The sequence below is a fragment of the Pseudomonas sp. DWP2-2 genome, from assembly GCF_049897065.1.
GTDB classification, from domain to species: Bacteria; Pseudomonadota; Gammaproteobacteria; order Pseudomonadales; family Pseudomonadaceae; genus Aquipseudomonas; species Aquipseudomonas paracarnis.
Genome location: NZ_JAFCVN010000007.1, coordinates 94,495 through 109,832, shown reverse-complemented (window position 1 = coordinate 109,832; position 15,338 = coordinate 94,495). Strand labels below are relative to the sequence as shown.

The following is a 15,338-nucleotide window of genomic DNA, read 5'->3' as shown; positions in this document are numbered from 1 at the left end:
CAACAAAGTTGACGCTCTGGACAAAATCGCTGACAAAAAAGCAGCTGATTAGCCCCGTTCGCGTAAAGAAACTCGGTTTGGGCGCCCGAAACCGGTAACCTATGCAGCTGATATTTTGTATTTCTTCGAGGTAGCACCCGTGTTTTCCCAATTCGCCCTGCACGAACGCCTGCTTAAAGCCGTGGCCGAGCTTAAATTTGTCGAGCCTACGCCTGTGCAAGCAGCGGCCATCCCGCTCGCGCTGCAAGGGCGTGACCTGCGGGTGACGGCGCAAACCGGCAGCGGCAAGACCGCCGCTTTCGTCCTTCCGGTACTTAACCGCCTGATCGGCCCGGCCAAAGTGCGCGTCAGCATCAAGACCCTGATCCTGCTGCCGACCCGCGAGCTGGCCCAGCAGACCCTGAAGGAAGTCGAGCGCTTCTCGCAGTTCACCTTCATCAAGTCCGGCATCATTACCGGTGGCGAAGACTTCAAGGTCCAGGCCGCGATGTTGCGCAAGGTACCGGACATCCTGATCGGCACCCCAGGGCGCATGATCGAGCAGCTCAACGCTGGCAACCTCGACCTCAAGGAAGTCGAAGTGCTGGTGCTCGACGAAGCCGACCGCATGCTCGACATGGGCTTTGCCGATGATGTGCAACGTCTGGTCGGTGAGTGCGTCAACCGCCAGCAGACCATGCTGTTCTCCGCCACCACCGGTGGTTCGACCCTGCGCGATATGGTCGCCAAGGTGCTGAACAACCCTGAGCACTTGCAGGTCAACAACGTCAGCGACCTGAACGCCACCACGCGCCAGCAGATCGTCACCGCTGACCATAACGTGCACAAAGAACAGATCCTGAACTGGTTGTTGGCCAACGAGACCTACCAGAAGGCCATCGTGTTCACCAACACCCGTGCCGCCGCCGACCGTATCTACGGGCGCCTGGTTGCGCAGGAATACAAGGCGTTCGTGCTGCACGGCGAGAAAGACCAGAAGGACCGCAAGCTGGCCATCGACCGTCTCAAGGCGGGCGGCGTGAAGATCCTGGTGGCCACCGATGTTGCCGCACGCGGTCTCGACGTGGACGGCCTGGACCTGGTGATCAACTTCGACATGCCCCGCAGCGGCGACGAATACGTGCACCGTATCGGCCGTACCGGACGGGCCGGCAACGATGGCCTGGCTATCTCGCTGATCTGCCACGGCGACTGGAACCTGATGTCGAGCATCGAACGCTACCTGAAGCAGTCGTTCGAGCGCCGCACCATCAAGGAAGTCAAAGGCACGTACACCGGGCCGAAGAAGGTCAAGGCGTCGGGCAAGGCCGTTGGCGTGAAGAAGAAAAAGACCGACGCCAAGGGCGACAAGAAGAAAACCGGCGCCAAGTCGCCGACCAAGCGCAAGATCGCCAACCGGCCGAAGACCGACAATCTGTCGCTCGTCAGCAAGGACGGCATGGCGCCGCTCAAGCGCCGCAAGCCAGAAGCTCCGGCTGCCGAATAAGCAGGCGGGCATAAAAAAACCGGACAATGTCCGGTTTTTTTTCGCCATGATCGTTCCCACGCTCCGCGTGGGAATGCCTCCAGAGACGCTCTGCGTCGCGCTGTGCTCAATGCTTCCGCGCAGCCTCTCTGAGCTCCTTGAGCCGCGCATCGATCAACTGGCACTTGTCGGGAAACTCGGCGCTTTCGGTATCCAGGTCCATCTTCTGTAACTGGTCATTCATCTCCTTGGCCTTGGTCGGGTTCTGCTCTGTGAGCTTGGTCACTTCCTTGGCCAGCTCCTCCCGCTTGGCCGTGGCCTCCTCGGGCGTGCAGGCCCAGGCGGGCAGGGCGCTCAACAGCGTGGCGGCGAGGGTCAGCTTCATCAAGGTTTTCATGGTCGGACTTCCTTGGCAGTGATGTGCAGTTGAGGCGGCGAACCTCTGGAAAGTTCAGAGAAATGACGCCCGTCCGTTCGGTTGAACGGCCAGTGCCGGAACGTGTCACTCCCTTAGACGGGCTAACTCCATCGGCCTGCAGGAGGAATCAGGATGACGACTTACAATTGGGATCTGATCGAACGTCTGCTGCATGAAGTGCAGAACGGCGAAGGCAGCTTTGCCCCGCGCAAATACGCCGAACAAGAAGCGGCCGAGAAGGCGACGGCCGGCGAGGACACTGGCAACCTGGACGCACTCAAGAAGACCGCTGCCGATTACGAGGCGCTGCTGTTCAAGCGTGGCTTTATCGAGTCGCGGCCTGAGGAAGAGGGCGGCAATGGCGAGAATTTCATTCTGACGGCGCTGGGTGCGCAATTGCTGGCGCTGATCGACAGTTCGATTCCAGGCAATGATCATCCACGTCAGGTGTTGGATGAGCAGGAGGACGCGCTTGATCCGGCAACGTTCGCTGAAGTGGCCTCCAAAGCGCAGATCGCCTGATCTTCTTGTGCCCCGGCGCCCCGAGGGAGCCGGGTGAACCTGTCGAATCGGTAATCCGTCGCTAAGGTTGCTGACAGCCGGCGACTCCTAATCTGCTGCCATTCAACTCACGGACTTGAATTGGCATGCACTCCACAACCTCCAGACGCACATTCGTCAAAGGCCTGGCCGCAGGCGGCCTGCTGGGTGGGCTCGGGCTTTGGCGCCCCCCTGTGTGGGCACTGACCAGCCCCGGCCAGCCCACGGTGCTCGCCGGCAGCGAATTTGACCTGTTTATTGACCAGACTCCCGTCAACCTGACCGGCCGTGCGCGCACCGCGTTGACCGTCAACGGCAGCCTGCCCGGCCCGCTGTTACGCTGGCGCGAAGGCGACACCGTGACCCTGCGCGTGAAAAACCGTCTTGGCGAGCCCACCTCGATCCACTGGCACGGCATCCTGTTGCCATCGACCATGGACGGCGTGCCCGGCCTGAGCTTCAAGGGCATCGAACCGGGCGGCCTTTACGTTTACCAATTCAAGGTCAAGCAGCACGGCACCCACTGGTACCACAGCCATTCCGGGCTTCAGGAGCAGCAGGGCGTGTACGGCCCGCTGGTTATCGATCCCAAGGAACCCGAGCCTTATAGCTACCAGCGCGATTACGTGGTGATGCTGTCGGACTGGACCGACGAAGACCCCGTCGCCCTGATGAAGACCCTCAAGAAGCAGTCTGATTACTACAACCTGCACAAACCCACCCTGGGCGATTTTATCCGGGATGTGGGCAAGCAGGGCTGGTCGGCCACGGCTGCCGACCGGCTGATGTGGGCGCAAATGAAGATGAACCCCACCGACCTTGCGGACGTCAGCGGCGAGACCTACACCTACTTGCTCAACGGCCAGCCGCCTGGGCAGAACTGGACCGGAGTGTTCAAGACGGGGGAAACGATTCGCCTGCGTTTTATCAATGGCTCGGCGATGACCTATTTTGATGTGCGCATTCCAGGGTTGAAGATGACCGTCATCGCCGCGGATGGCCAGCCGGTAAAGCCGGTAAGCGTCGACGAGTTCCGTATCGCCGTGGCGGAAACCTACGATGTGCTGGTCGAGCCTGTGGCAGAGGCCTACACCCTGTTTGCCCAGTCCATGGACCGCACAGGCTATGCCCGTGGCACCCTCGCCCGGCAGATGGGTGCGACCGCCTCAGTACCGCCGCTTGATCCGCGCCCGTGGCTGACGATGGATGACATGGGCATGGGCGGCATGGACCACGGTGCCATGGCCGATATGCCGGGCATGGAAGGCATGGATCACAGCGCCATGGGCGCGATGGCGATGCAGAAACACCCCGCCAGCGAGCAGAACAACCCGCTGGTAGACATGCAGGCGATGAACCCGATGCCCAAGCTGGACGACCCTGGAATCGGCCTGCGCAACAATGGCCGCCGGGTGCTCACCTATGCCGACCTGCGCAGTACCTTTGAAGACCCCGATGGCCGCGATCCCTCGCGCACCGTCGAATTGCATCTCACCGGGCATATGGAAAAGTTCGCCTGGTCGTTCAATGGCGTGAAGTTTTCCGATGCCGAGCCTTTGCAACTGACTTATGGCGAGCGTGTGCGGGTGGTGCTGGTCAACGACACCATGATGGCCCACCCGATTCACCTGCATGGCTTATGGAGCGACCTGGAGGACGAAAACGGCCAGTTCCTGGTGCGCAAACACACCATCGACATGCCACCGGGCTCCCGTCGCAGTTACCGCGTCACCGCCGATGCCTTGGGGCGATGGGCCTATCACTGCCACCTGCTGTACCACATGGAAATGGGCATGTTCCGTGAGGTGCGCGTGCATGAATAAGGAAGCGAGCATGAACCGTTGCGTCTCGTCCCTTTGCATCGCGTTCGCCACGCTGGGGTTCGCCCCATGGGCGTTGGCGGCCGAGGATGAATTTCAGGGCATGAGCCCGGCGACGCCAGCGTTGACGCAAAGCCGTACGCCGATTCCGGCGCTGACCGACGCAGACCGCGCAGCGGTGTACAACGCGCCGGGAGGGCATCAGGTACATGACAGCGGCGTCAACTCGATGCTGCTGGTCAACCAGTTGGAATGGCAGGGCGGCGACGGCAACGCGCAGAGTTGGGACATCAAGGGTTGGGTCGGCGGTGACATCGACCGGTTGTGGCTACGCAGTGAAGGCGAACGCAGCGCCGGCCGCACTGAAAGTGCCGAAGCCCAAGCGTTATGGGGGCACGCAATCAGCCCTTGGTGGGATGTGGTCGGCGGCGTGCGCCAGGACTTCAAGCCCGGTGCCAGCCAGAGCTGGGCGGCCTTTGGCCTACAAGGCATGGCGCTCTACAACTTCGAGGCCGAAGCCACGTTGTTTGTCGGCGAATCGGGGCATACCGCCGCACGCCTTGAGGGTGACTACGACATTCTGCTCACCAATCGCCTGAACCTGCAGCCGACCGCCGAACTCAACTTCTATGCGCAGAACGATCCGCAACGCGGCGTTGGTTCGGGCTTGGCGGAAAGTGAACTGGGCCTGCGCTTGCGCTACGAAGTTCGCCGCGAGTTTGCGCCTTATGTCGGTCTCAGCTGGAACCGCACTTATGGCCAGACCGCGCAATACGCACGGGACGAAGACGAAGACATCAATCAACTGCGCTGGGTCGTCGGCGTGCGCTTGTGGTTCTGACGGGTTTCCCTTTTTATTATTCGCCGCCTGGCGCGGCCTGGAGTCTTGCATGTCTATGTTGAAAACCACGCTGCTGGGTGCTGCGCTGTGGGTAGGTTTAAGTCTTAGCCTGCCCGCTTCGGCCCACCCCAAGCTGCTGTCATCCATTCCGGCGGCAGGCGCACAGGGCGCCGCTCCCGCAGTGATTGAATTGCATTTCTCAGAAAACCTGCTGACCCAGTTTTCCGGGGCCAAGTTGATCATGACCGACATGCCGGGCATGCCCAATTCGCCGATGCCGGTGAAGGCCAGCGTGTCGGCGAGCAGCGACCCCAAGGTGATGTTGATCAAGCCGGTCTCCGCACTTACCACCGGCAGCTATCGGGTGGATTGGCGTGCCGTGTCGTCCGATACACATCCGATCACCGGTAATGTGGTGTTCAGCGTGCAGCCATGAGTGAGCTGATCTCCATCGCATTGCGCTTCGCGCTCTATCTCGACCTGATGATGCTATTTGGATTGGGACTGTTCGGCCTTTATGGTCTGCACGCTGAGCAACGTAGATGGCTCAATCTAAGGGCATGGATGGGATTGACGGGCGGCTTGGGGCTGGCGTTTTCGGTGGCGTCGCTATTGGTCATGACCCAATCCATGAGCGGCGCCACTGATTGGCAGGCGCTATGGCCGCATGTACAGATGATGCTGTGGCAGACCGACTTGGGGCTGACGTGGTGGGTGCGTATCGCGGCGCTGGTCCTGGCGGCACTGAGCACTCATCTGGCGCTGGCCACGCTGTCGGCTGGCGTGGCGTTGGCCACCCTGGTGTGGACAGGGCACGGCGTAATGCACGAAGGCGTGCAAGGTGTGTGGCATATCGTCAGCGACAGTGCACACCTGTTGGCAGCGGCGGGTTGGGTGGGGGCGTTGGCGGCATTCGGTTTGTTGTTGATGCCTGCGCCGTTGCCACAGGATGATCGAGTGCAGGTTCTGGCCAGCGCATTGGCAGGCTTTGAGCGCATTGGCGCGGGATTTGTCTTGGTGCTGATCGGCACTGGCGTTGCCAATTATCTGTTTGTTGTCGGGCCGAATCTGGGGGGCATCAACGGCGGAGTCTATGCGGTGCTGCTATGCCTGAAGCTGGGGTTGTTCGGCGTGATGCTGGCCTTGGCGGCGCTCAATCGCTTTCACCTGACGCCGCTTCTGCAACAATCTATCGCGGCGGGCGATTATAACGTGGCGATCCGTGCGTTACGGCGCAGCATGGCCCTGGAGTTTGGCGCTGTGGTGCTCATCCTTGGCCTGGTGGCCTGGCTGGGCACCTTGGCGCCTGACTAAGACTGTGCGCTTTTCAGGCATTTAAGCGCCTGGAAGTCGCTGCGGACCTTGTCGATTTTTTGGGTGAGTTTCAGGCGCTGCGCTGGGGAGCTTTGGGCCATCACGTCCACGAGCAAACTGCGCGCGGCGGCTTCGGTCTGTGCGTAGGCGGCGCGGTATTGCGGGGTCCACAGGCTTTCGCGATCCACCAGCAGTTGCTGGATTTTCTGCGGGAAATCGGCATTGTGGCGTTGTTGCAGCGCCTCGATAAATTGCGCCTGCCAATGGGCGCGGTTGCCGATCCACGCTTGGTTTTGCGCGCCCAACTCGGCGGACCAGGCCGTCACGCGATTTTGCTGGGCCGGGCTCAATGGGCCGATCCAGGCGTCCAGCCGCTTGCTCATGCGCTGGGCGCGTTCCTTGATCTGCTGGGCCAGCGGCGGCTTGAGGTATTCGTCCTGGCGTTTGCGCAGGTCCTTGGCCAGGGCATCGCTCATGTCCTTGACCTGCTGATCGTCCAGGCCTTGCAGCAATTGCACGGCTGAGGGCGTGATTTCCCGCGCAATCTCGGCAATTGCCTGTTTGGCTTCGACTGTACGGGTTTGCAATGCGGCGTCGGTGACCTGGTTGCTGTCGACCATCTGTTGCAGGCGGTCGAGCCAGTCCAGGTAGCCAGGCAATTGCGTGGTGCAGTGCCAGGCCAGGTGTTCCTTGAGGGTGTCGTTGAACCAGCTCTTTTGCCCGGCATTCATGTCCAGGTAGTCGTTGAGGGTCCAGGGGATGATCACGTCGAGGTTACGGTAGGCCAGGCCCACGCGATTGCAGCCGGCGAGCACCAGGCTCAGGGTCAGCAGTACCATCAGGAATTTGAGCCGGCGCAACATGGGCAGGTCCTTGCATGGAGGGCGTTAATGCATGTGAACCTGCGCGAGGTGCGACAGTTCAGCCCATCAATAAAACGACCGCGCGGCCTTCAAGGTCAACAGCCCGTCACATTGCGAATTGTGTCCGGAGTAGGCCGAGCAGTCACTGCCGCTGAGGCTGGAGCCGCTGTAGATCAGGTCCAGGTCAATGCCTTTCCAGGCCCGGGAAAACTGCACCGACCAATCGCTGAAACTGCTGATGGCGCCGTTCTCTACCGAGACCGGTGTGCCCAGTTGATGGGTGGTGTACTTCATGCTGACGCCGATGCCGAAAGGCTGGGTGCCGCCCAGGTCGGCAAACAGGGTACTGTCCTGGCGGTCGGGGTCGTTGCTGAAGGACACGCCAAAGCGGTTGCCCAACAGGTTCAGCCCGCCGTAGAACTCCTGGCTGTCGAGGGGGCTGAGCTTGGGGTAGCTGTAGTGGATCAAGCCGACTTCGTAGCCCAGGGTCTGGTCGAACGGACGCTTGAAGCCCATGTAGGAGTCGACTTCAAGGTTATTGGCCGACGACAGGCCCATGTTCGGGGAAAACTGGCCGAAATACAGGCCGCTGTCGTGGGTAAGGTCCAGGCCTCCGTGGAACGAGTCGCTGCCAGGGGCGGTCGGCTTGACCAGGCCCTGGGCCATGGTGCGGCTGGGGGTTGTACCTAATTTCAGGTCGAAGTCACCCAATTCGCGCTGGAAGATATGCGCTTCGGCCAAAGGGCTGGCGACCAGGATGCTGACCACGAAAATACAGCGTTTAAGCATGCTTCACTCCATGAAAAGCGAGGAGCAGTAACGGAAAGATTCAGGCAGATGCCCGTGCTAGACGTGTGCAAGGATACCGGCGAATGCCAGGCATTGAGGCCCGTTCGTCGATTAGCTGCGTATTGAGGGTCTCGGGAGGGGGTGGCAACTCTAGTCCTAGCGCCTCGAAGGCAAGACGCTTAGGGACCAGATGCAGTGCGCGGGTATGACTATTACTTCTTGCCCAGGCTGATCTGCTTGGACGGGCCGAAAGTCTGGCCGCTCACGCCCTTGGCAATTTGCTGGATTTCGCCGCCGGACTTGAGGAACGCAGCAATCTGGCTGTTGATCGATTCGCTGGTTTCAACGGCGGGAGCTGGCTTTGCTTTGCTGTTGGATGCTTTTACACGCATGGCGGCCACTAACCTGTAGAAAATTAACTTGGCCAGCTATGGTACAGGAAATACTTGACAATTGCTTGGCAAATATCCCTCGAGAATAAGTGCTCGCGGCTGGAAATAGCCGAAGTTCAGCGCTGAAATAAAGCGCTAACTTACTGTTTTAGCTGGAAACCCAACGCCTTTGGATACGCTGATGGCCTGCTCAAAGTGAACCGAACGATCAGACGAGTGGGGCGATGCTACTGGAACGCCATGCGAGCCGCGATTTTTCAGGCGCGTGCGCGTGCAGGGCACAACTCGGGTAGAATGCCGCCCACGCAATGAGGGTATTGGAAATGGCTTTAGTCGGGCGCTACAACAGCTTGCAAGTGGTCAAGCACACTAACTTTGGTTTGTACCTCGATGGTGCGCAAGATGGGGAAATCCTCTTGCCTAATCGGTATATCCCTAAAGATATTCCCAGTGAAGATGAAGACTGGCTCAACGTTTTCATTTATCTGGACAGCGATGACAAACTTATCGCCACCACCGAAAAGCCCAAAGTTCAAGTCGGTGAATTCGCCAGTTTGAAAGTTGTGGAAGTCAACAGCATTGGCGTGTTCCTTGATTGGGGTTTGCCCAAGGATCTGCTGCTGCCTTATTCGGAAGAAAAACGCCAGATGACCGCGGGTGAATATTGCGTGGTGCACGTCTACCTCGACAAGCACACCAAGCGCATCACCGCCACCGCTCGCCTTGACCGTTACCTGGACAAGACGCCGGCGAACTATCAGGTGGGCCAGGAAGTCGACCTGCTGGTGGCCGAAGCCACTGACATGGGCTTCAAGGCGATCATCAACAACAAGCACTGGGGCTTGATCCACAAGAACGAAGTGTTCAAGTTCCTGCGCCCGGGCAAGGAAGAGAAGGGCTTTATCAAAGAGATCCGCGCCGATGGCAACATTAGCCTGAGCCTGCAGCCGGTGGGCCAGGAAGCGGCCTCCAGCCTGAACTCGAAGATCCTCGCCAAGTTGCGCGACAACAATGGCAGCCTGCCGGTCAGCGACAAAAGCGACCCGGCGGTGATCAGTAACTTGTTCGGCGTGAGCAAGGGCAACTTCAAGAAGGCCATTGGTGCGCTCTACAAGCAGGGCCAGATCGTGATTCATGCGGATCGCATTGAACTAAGCTGAGTACGCTTCGCTCTCCTGTAGGAGCGAGCTTGTTGTGGCTAGGGAGCTTGCTCCCGCTCGACTGCGTAGCAGTCGCAAGCTTTTTTGGGGGCGCTTCGCACCCCAACGCAAGCAAGCTTGCTCGCCACAACAAGCTTGCCTTCACAGTAGGGCTTGCTCATGTCAAGAAAGTCGTTGTATGCCTACCTCGGTACCTTGCTCGCCTTCCTGGTCCTCGACGGCCTTTGGCTCGGTGTGCTCATGGGGCCCACATACAAATCCCTGCTTGGCGCGCTGATGCTTGATCAGCCACGCCTGTTGCCTGCCGTATTGTTCTATCTCCTGTACGTCCTCGGTTGCGTGGTGCTGGTTATCTTGCCCAGCGCCAGTTGGCAGCGCGCTGCGCGTTTGGGCGCCTTGCTTGGCCTGGTGGCCTACGGCACCTATGACCTGAGCAACTGGGCCACGCTTCAAGGCTGGTCCGCTGGGTTGGCGCTGATGGACATGGCGTGGGGCACGTGCCTAACCGCCATTTGCTGCACTGTTGGCCATTTGTGTGCAAATCGGCCGTGGCGGTAGAGGGTGGTTGATCAGTACTGAACCGGCTAATAACAACCCGGTACCGGCAACGACCAACGCCGGTTGCAGGCCGCCACTGAGATGGCTGCTGACCGATGCCAACAGGGGGCCGCTCAATTGGCCGACGGCGAAGCTGGCGGTCAACAACCCCGTGCTGCGTTGGTAGCCATGGGGCGCGACCTCCCTTAATCGCGCCATCACCAACTGCATGCAGGCCAGAAATGGCGCACCGCACAGTAAAACGCCCAACGCCAAGCCCCAGCCATTGCCGAATAGGCAGGCGAACACCCCTGCCGCTTGCAGCCATAAAGTCGCCATCAGCCAGCGACGGGTGGTGTTCGGGTGCTTGCGGCGCAGGCTGGCCACCCCCACTCCCAGCGCGGCCGCCAGGCCAAAGCAGGGCCAGAACAAGTCGGCCTGCCAGGCCCCGTGGAATTGTGCGCTGGCCATTTGCGACAGAAAGGTCGCCGGGATGATGTAGCCCAGGCCGTACAAGAAATAGATACAGCACAAGTGCGCGATGCTGCCGTTGCTCCCCGCGCTGGTGGGCTGTGTCACGGTGAGGGTCGGCTTGGGTAGAAACGGCAGGATCGCCAGCAACATCACCAGCGCCACCGTCCCGTAGATCAACCACAGCGCGGCAGAGCTTTGCCCTGATAGGTTCGACACCAGCGCCAGCAGCCCCGTCAGCACAATCCCCAACCCCGGCCCAGCAAACACCAGCGCACCCAGGCGCGGGCGGCCGGCGGCAATCGCCAGTGGCTGGCTCAGGCTGGTAATCATCACCAGGGCCCAGGCACTGGCGACCCCGGTGCCGAAACGCAGCAACAAATGCGGCCAGAACCCGTTAGCCCAGTAGGACGCCAGGGTCAGCAATACGCACAACCACAGCCCGCCGTAGAGGCGCCCGCGCACATGCTGATGGCTGCGGGCAAAGATCGAGTCCACCGCGCCGACAAAATAGCCCAGGTAATTGGCGGCTGCGATCAGGCCGGCGCCGGTCAGGTCGATCTGGCCTTCACTGAGCAAATGCGGCATTTGCGGAGTCAGGGCGAAGCGGCCAATGCCCATGGCCATCATCAGGGCGACGAAGCTGGCGAGTAAACGAATCAGCGGGGACATGGTCAGGTTTCCTGCAAAGAAGCGAATGCCTTGCAGGCTAAGACGGATTGACTTTCTGTAAAATTGAATAATAGTGAGTAACTTGTTCAGTTTTGGAGAAAATAATGGAGTTCAGTCAATTGCGCATTTTCCAGGCCGTGGCGGAAGAGGGCTCCATCACCCGCGCCGCTGAGCGCCTGCACCGCGTTCCCTCAAATCTGTCGACCCGGCTTAAACAAATGGAAGAGCAACTGGGTGTCGATCTGTTCGTGCGCGAGCGCCAGCGTTTGCAGCTTTCTCCGGCAGGCAAGGTACTACTGGACTACAGCACCCGCCTGCTGGCGCTGCACGATGAAGCCCACGGCGCCGTACAAGGCGGGCAACCGGCTGGTGATTTCGTATTGGGCAGCATGTACAGCACCGCCGCGGTTCATTTGCCGAAGCTGCTGGCGCGCTATCACAAGACTTACCCCATGGTGAATCTGCAGGTGCAGTCGGCGCCCAGCGGGGAGTTGCTGGAAGGGCTGATTACCGGGCGCCTGGACGCAGCCTTCGTCGACGGCCCGCTGACCATCGCCACCCTGGATGGCGTACCGCTGTGCGAAGAGCGCCTGGTGCTGATTTGCGAGGCCGATCATCCGCCGGTGCGTGGCCCCCAGGATGTGGCGGGCCGTGCAGTGTTCACGTTCCGGCGCAGTTGCGCCTACCGCACGCGCCTGGAAACCTGGTTTTCCCATGAGCGTGTGGCGATGGGGCGGGCGATCGAGATCGAGTCCTACCAAGGCATGCTCGCCTGCGTGATCGCAGGTTCCGGCGTGGCGTTGATGTCTGAGTCCATGCTCGCAAGCCTGCCCGGCAAGGACAGCGTGTCCGTTCATCCGCTGACTGGGCCTTTTGCCACTGCGACCACCTGGCTGATGTGGCGAAAGGGCATGCTCGGCGCTAACCTCAATGCATGGATCGACCTGCAGCAAGACGGCAACCCGCGATGCGTGCAAGACACACGTGCCATTGCTTGAACGATCCGTCAGGATTCGGATCAATTCAGTAATAGTTCGTTGTGGTTTCCTTCAAGCATTACCTAGGACTTAGGGCTACTATCACTGTAGGAAACGGCGACAGTACTCACGCCGGCCAGCACTACCCTCAAAGGGGGCAATCATGAAAGAGAAAATCCAAAACTGGCTCCACGACCTCGGCGTTGCATTGGGCTTGATCGAGCCTCCGCTGCAACCGGTGCCGATTCGCACGGATGACGAGCAACGTCGGCCACGTCGCCGCTAATCACGCGGTTTAAAAAATGTGGGAGCGGGCTTGCTCGCGAATAGGGTGTATCAGCCAAAATAAGGTTGAATGACACACCGCTTTCGCGAGCAAGCCCGCTCCCACAGTTGTTTTGCACCAGGCGAAAAAAACGGGCGCGACCTCCGACGTCGCGCCCGCTGAAGAAAATATCCCCGTCCCTGTTATAGCTCAAACCACCGCAGCCGCCACCTTGGCCGGCCGACGCGACAGCAGGCTCACCAGTACAAAGCTCACCAGCGCCACCGCCAGGCTGTAGTAGATCGGCGTATTTGCATCCAACCCATCCTTGAACATAAATACCAGCGCGGTCACAAAGCCCAGGCTCATGGACGTGATTGCGCCCGAGGTGGTCGCGCGCTTCCAGAAGATCGCGCCGATCAAGGGCACCAACATACCGCCCACCAACAGGTTATAGGCCAGGGTCAGGGCGCTGATCACATCGTTCACCACCAATGCGATACCCAGCACGGCAATGCCGGTCAACAGGGTGAACAGGCGGTTGATGCTCAGGCTCGACGCCTTGCCGCCGCGCAGGCGGGGCAGCAGGTCCTCGGTCAATACGGTGGAGGCGGCGAGCAGGCCGGCGCTGGCGGTGGACATCATGGCGGCCAGCGCGGCGGCGATGACCAGGCCGCGAATGCCGTCCGGCAGCGAAGCTTTGACGATCGCGGCGAAGGCATTGTTGACGTTGTCCAGGTCCGGGATCAGCACATGGGCAGCCATGCCGATCAGCGCACAGGCCAGGCCGTACAGGATGCAATAGAAGCCGGCAAAAGTGCCTGCGTACTGGGCGACCTTTTCGTCACGGGCGGTGAAGACCCGTTGCCAGATATCCTGGCCGATCAGGATGCCGAAGAAGTAGATCATGAAGTAGGTGATGATCGTGTCCCAGCCGATAGCGGTGAAGCTGAAGCTCGACGCCGGCAGTTTGGCCACCAGTTCATCCCAGCCACCGACGCGGTACAGGCAGATCGGCAACAGGATGAACATCAGGCCGACGGTCTTGATCACGAATTGCACAATATCGGTGAGGGTCAGCGACCACATGCCACCGATGGTCGAATACACCACCACCACGCCACCGCCCACCAGTACCGACATCCAGAACGGCAGGTCGAACAGCACTTGCAGCACGGTGCCGATGGCCAGGATCGAGGTCACGCCGATCATGAGCGCATAGGCCAGCATGATCACCGCGCTGGCCTGGCGGGCCATGGGGTTGTAGCGTTTTTCCAGGACCTGGGTGACGGTGAAGATTTTCAGCTTCAACAGGGGCTTGGCCAGGAACAGGTTCAGGGCAATGATGCCCGCGCCGAGCGCGGCGCACAGCCAGAAACCCGAAATACCATGCACATATCCCAGGCGCACGGTGCCGACGGTGGAGGCACCGCCCAGCACCGTGGCGGCCATGGTGCCCATGTACAGCGATGGGCCGAGGTTGCGGCCGGCGACCAGGTAGTCTTCGTGGGTCTTGGCGCGACGCATGCCGTAGTAGCCGAGCACCAGCATGCCGGCGGCGTAGATGAGTACGACGAATAAATCCAAAGCCATGACGGCGGTTCTCCGATTATATTTTTTATGGGCGATCAGGCGGCAGCTGGCTCGGTAAACACGCGAGCGAAAGTCAGGTACATCGTTGTCGGGGATCTGTGCGACCCCCCTTGGTTATGAGTGTGAAGACGCGGTTTTTATTGTTCTCAGCGCGTTCGCCTCATCAGCGATGCGCGACGCCAGGCAGTACGCAGAGCATCTCGTACAGCAAGTTGGCGCCCAGCAACGAGGTATTGCCGGTGGTGTCGTAAGGCGGCGAAACTTCTACCAGGTCGCAACCAATCAGATCGAGGCCCTGGCAGCCACGGATGATTTCGATGGCCTGGATGGTGGTCAGCCCGCCGATTTCCGGGGTGCCGGTGCCGGGTGCCCAGGCGGGGTCGATGCCGTCGATGTCGAAGCTCAGGTACACCGGGCCGCCGCCGACTTTTTCTCGCACTTCGGCCATCAGCGGCGCGAGGGAGTGATGCCAGCATTCTTCGGCCTGGACCACGCGGAAGCCTTGCTTGCGGCTCCAGTTGAAGTCTTCGGCGGTATATCCCTGGGCGCGCAGGCCGATCTGCACCACGCGGTCGCAATCGAGCAAGCCTTCTTCCACGGCGCGGCGGAAGGTGGTGCCGTGGGCAATTTTCTCGCCGAACATATGGTCGTTGACGTCGGCGTGGGCATCGATGTGCACCAGCCCGACCTTGCCATGTTTTTTGTGGATCGCCCGCAGGATCGGCAGGGTGATGGTGTGGTCGCCACCCAGGGTCAGGGGGATGGCGTCGTGCTCGAGGATCTCGTCGTAGGCCTCTTCGATGATGCGCACCGCGTCGAGCAGGTTAAAGGTATTGATCGCCACGTCGCCGATATCGGCCACCGACAGTGAGTCGAACGGTGCGGCGCCGGTGGCCATGTTGTAGGGACGGATCATCACCGACTCGGCGCGGATTTCCCGTGGGCCGAAGCGCGTACCGGCGCGCAGCGAGGTGCCGATATCCAGAGGCACGCCGACGAAGGCGGCGTCCAGGCCCTTGGCGGTTTGCAGGTGGGGAAGACGCATCATGGTGGCGATGCCGGCGAAGCGCGGCATTTCGTTGCCGCCCAGTGGTTGGTGGAAAATCTTGTCCACGGGATTGCCTCATCGTTGTTTTGTTTATTGATGGCCGATTCTGCGAAAAGCCTGGCTTAGGAAGAATCGGCAGAGGCAAATACTTAGTTCAGATTTTTCTAAACTAA

17 protein-coding genes are annotated in these 15,338 nt (G+C 60.3%); 10 read left to right on the top strand and 7 right to left on the bottom strand.

What is annotated here, in order from left to right:
- Window positions 1–139 precede the first annotated feature (139 nt).
- Window positions 140–1,486, top strand: coding sequence for a DEAD/DEAH box helicase (locus ACP7CZ_RS17215; RefSeq protein ID WP_003193110.1), 1,347 nt, complete (start codon window positions 140–142; stop codon window positions 1,484–1,486).
- Between the two features lie 106 nt (window positions 1,487–1,592).
- On the opposite strand, the gene ACP7CZ_RS17210 is transcribed toward ACP7CZ_RS17215, so the two are convergent.
- Window positions 1,593–1,862, bottom strand: coding sequence for a hypothetical protein (locus ACP7CZ_RS17210; RefSeq protein ID WP_054920226.1), 270 nt, complete (start codon window positions 1,860–1,862; stop codon window positions 1,593–1,595).
- A gap of 153 nt (window positions 1,863–2,015) precedes the next feature.
- Between ACP7CZ_RS17210 and ACP7CZ_RS17205 the strand changes: the two genes are divergently transcribed.
- The 5 genes from ACP7CZ_RS17205 (at window position 2,016) to copD (ending at window position 6,398) form a co-directional block, all read left to right on the top strand.
- A complete protein-coding gene (locus ACP7CZ_RS17205; protein ID WP_034128303.1) occupies window positions 2,016–2,405 on the top strand; it encodes a hypothetical protein in 390 nt (129 codons plus the stop codon).
- A gap of 125 nt (window positions 2,406–2,530) precedes the next feature.
- A complete protein-coding gene (locus ACP7CZ_RS17200) occupies window positions 2,531–4,246 on the top strand; it encodes a copper resistance system multicopper oxidase (RefSeq protein ID WP_294165273.1) in 1,716 nt (571 codons plus the stop codon).
- 10 nt (window positions 4,247–4,256) lie between these two features.
- Window positions 4,257–5,084, top strand: coding sequence for a copper resistance protein B (locus ACP7CZ_RS17195; protein WP_294165460.1), 828 nt, complete (start codon window positions 4,257–4,259; stop codon window positions 5,082–5,084).
- Between the two features lie 49 nt (window positions 5,085–5,133).
- On the top strand, window positions 5,134–5,520 hold the full coding sequence (gene copC / locus ACP7CZ_RS17190) for a copper homeostasis periplasmic binding protein CopC (protein ID WP_003193103.1): 387 nt from the start codon (window positions 5,134–5,136) through the stop codon (window positions 5,518–5,520).
- Complete coding sequence (gene copD, locus ACP7CZ_RS17185; RefSeq protein WP_003193101.1) at window positions 5,517–6,398, top strand: copper homeostasis membrane protein CopD; 882 nt, start codon at window positions 5,517–5,519, stop codon at window positions 6,396–6,398. The genes copC and copD overlap by 4 nt, the downstream gene beginning before the upstream one ends.
- Here copD and ACP7CZ_RS17180 read toward each other — a convergent pair.
- The 3 genes from ACP7CZ_RS17180 to ACP7CZ_RS17170 all read right to left on the bottom strand — a co-directional run bounded on the left by ACP7CZ_RS17180 (window position 6,395) and on the right by ACP7CZ_RS17170 (window position 8,442).
- Window positions 6,395–7,261, bottom strand: a complete 867-nt coding sequence (locus ACP7CZ_RS17180; RefSeq protein WP_294165282.1) for a DUF6279 family lipoprotein — start codon at window positions 7,259–7,261, stop codon at window positions 6,395–6,397. The genes copD and ACP7CZ_RS17180 overlap by 4 nt on opposite strands.
- A 66-nt stretch (window positions 7,262–7,327) precedes the next feature.
- Window positions 7,328–8,050 carry a TorF family putative porin gene (locus ACP7CZ_RS17175; protein WP_057976196.1) on the bottom strand — a complete coding sequence of 241 codons (723 nt, stop codon included), beginning with the start codon at window positions 8,048–8,050 and terminating at the stop codon, window positions 7,328–7,330.
- A gap of 212 nt (window positions 8,051–8,262) precedes the next feature.
- On the bottom strand, window positions 8,263–8,442 hold the full coding sequence (locus ACP7CZ_RS17170) for a hypothetical protein (protein WP_003193095.1): 180 nt from the start codon (window positions 8,440–8,442) through the stop codon (window positions 8,263–8,265).
- A gap of 323 nt (window positions 8,443–8,765) precedes the next feature.
- Here ACP7CZ_RS17170 and ACP7CZ_RS17165 point away from each other — a divergent pair, with 323 nt between their 5' ends.
- Together ACP7CZ_RS17165 and ACP7CZ_RS17160 are read left to right on the top strand one after the other, a co-directional pair.
- A complete protein-coding gene (locus ACP7CZ_RS17165) occupies window positions 8,766–9,602 on the top strand; it encodes a CvfB family protein (RefSeq protein ID WP_054897831.1) in 837 nt (278 codons plus the stop codon).
- Window positions 9,603–9,761: 159 nt separating this feature from the next.
- Window positions 9,762–10,160 (top strand): DUF2177 family protein, encoded by a 399-nt coding sequence (locus tag ACP7CZ_RS17160; RefSeq protein WP_072447469.1) that lies wholly within the window; start codon window positions 9,762–9,764, stop codon window positions 10,158–10,160.
- On the opposite strand, the gene ACP7CZ_RS17155 is transcribed toward ACP7CZ_RS17160, so the two are convergent.
- Window positions 10,104–11,282 (bottom strand): MFS transporter, encoded by a 1,179-nt coding sequence (locus tag ACP7CZ_RS17155; protein ID WP_054897829.1) that lies wholly within the window; start codon window positions 11,280–11,282, stop codon window positions 10,104–10,106. The two genes, ACP7CZ_RS17160 and ACP7CZ_RS17155, sit on opposite strands and share 57 nt — an antisense overlap.
- A 104-nt stretch (window positions 11,283–11,386) precedes the next feature.
- Here ACP7CZ_RS17155 and ptrR point away from each other — a divergent pair, with 104 nt between their 5' ends.
- Both ptrR and ACP7CZ_RS17145 read left to right on the top strand, forming a co-directional pair.
- Window positions 11,387–12,280, top strand: a complete 894-nt coding sequence (ptrR, locus tag ACP7CZ_RS17150; RefSeq protein ID WP_069557109.1) for a putrescine utilization regulator PtrR — start codon at window positions 11,387–11,389, stop codon at window positions 12,278–12,280.
- A gap of 142 nt (window positions 12,281–12,422) precedes the next feature.
- Complete coding sequence (locus ACP7CZ_RS17145; protein ID WP_003193089.1) at window positions 12,423–12,545, top strand: PA1414 family protein; 123 nt, start codon at window positions 12,423–12,425, stop codon at window positions 12,543–12,545.
- A gap of 189 nt (window positions 12,546–12,734) precedes the next feature.
- On the opposite strand, the gene ACP7CZ_RS17140 is transcribed toward ACP7CZ_RS17145, so the two are convergent.
- Complete coding sequence (locus ACP7CZ_RS17140) at window positions 12,735–14,117, bottom strand: sodium:solute symporter (RefSeq protein ID WP_089041935.1); 1,383 nt, start codon at window positions 14,115–14,117, stop codon at window positions 12,735–12,737.
- Window positions 14,118–14,280: 163 nt separating this feature from the next.
- Entirely contained in the window at window positions 14,281–15,231 is a 951-nt protein-coding gene (gene speB, locus ACP7CZ_RS17135; protein ID WP_034128315.1) for an agmatinase, read from the bottom strand.
- Window positions 15,232–15,338 lie beyond the last annotated feature (107 nt).

Bases quoted from the DNA above. Each gene is read 5' to 3' on its own strand.
- ACP7CZ_RS17195 (WP_294165460.1), top strand. From the start codon at position 4,257: ATGAACCGTTGCGTCTCGTCCCTTTGCATCGCGTTCGCCACGCTGGGG.
- ACP7CZ_RS17155 (WP_054897829.1), bottom strand. From the start codon at position 11,282: ATGTCCCCGCTGATTCGTTTACTCGCCAGCTTCGTCGCCCTGATGATG.
- ACP7CZ_RS17145 (WP_003193089.1), top strand. From the start codon at position 12,423: ATGAAAGAGAAAATCCAAAACTGGCTCCACGACCTCGGCGTTGCATTG.
- copD (WP_003193101.1), top strand. From the start codon at position 5,517: ATGAGTGAGCTGATCTCCATCGCATTGCGCTTCGCGCTCTATCTCGAC.
- ACP7CZ_RS17165 (WP_054897831.1), top strand. From the start codon at position 8,766: ATGGCTTTAGTCGGGCGCTACAACAGCTTGCAAGTGGTCAAGCACACT.
- ACP7CZ_RS17210 (WP_054920226.1), bottom strand. From the start codon at position 1,862: ATGAAAACCTTGATGAAGCTGACCCTCGCCGCCACGCTGTTGAGCGCC.
- ACP7CZ_RS17175 (WP_057976196.1), bottom strand. From the start codon at position 8,050: ATGCTTAAACGCTGTATTTTCGTGGTCAGCATCCTGGTCGCCAGCCCT.
- ptrR (WP_069557109.1), top strand. From the start codon at position 11,387: ATGGAGTTCAGTCAATTGCGCATTTTCCAGGCCGTGGCGGAAGAGGGC.
- ACP7CZ_RS17160 (WP_072447469.1), top strand. From the start codon at position 9,762: ATGTCAAGAAAGTCGTTGTATGCCTACCTCGGTACCTTGCTCGCCTTC.
- ACP7CZ_RS17170 (WP_003193095.1), bottom strand. From the start codon at position 8,442: ATGCGTGTAAAAGCATCCAACAGCAAAGCAAAGCCAGCTCCCGCCGTT.
- ACP7CZ_RS17180 (WP_294165282.1), bottom strand. From the start codon at position 7,261: ATGTTGCGCCGGCTCAAATTCCTGATGGTACTGCTGACCCTGAGCCTG.
- ACP7CZ_RS17200 (WP_294165273.1), top strand. From the start codon at position 2,531: ATGCACTCCACAACCTCCAGACGCACATTCGTCAAAGGCCTGGCCGCA.
- copC (WP_003193103.1), top strand. From the start codon at position 5,134: ATGTCTATGTTGAAAACCACGCTGCTGGGTGCTGCGCTGTGGGTAGGT.
- ACP7CZ_RS17205 (WP_034128303.1), top strand. From the start codon at position 2,016: ATGACGACTTACAATTGGGATCTGATCGAACGTCTGCTGCATGAAGTG.
- ACP7CZ_RS17140 (WP_089041935.1), bottom strand. From the start codon at position 14,117: ATGGCTTTGGATTTATTCGTCGTACTCATCTACGCCGCCGGCATGCTG.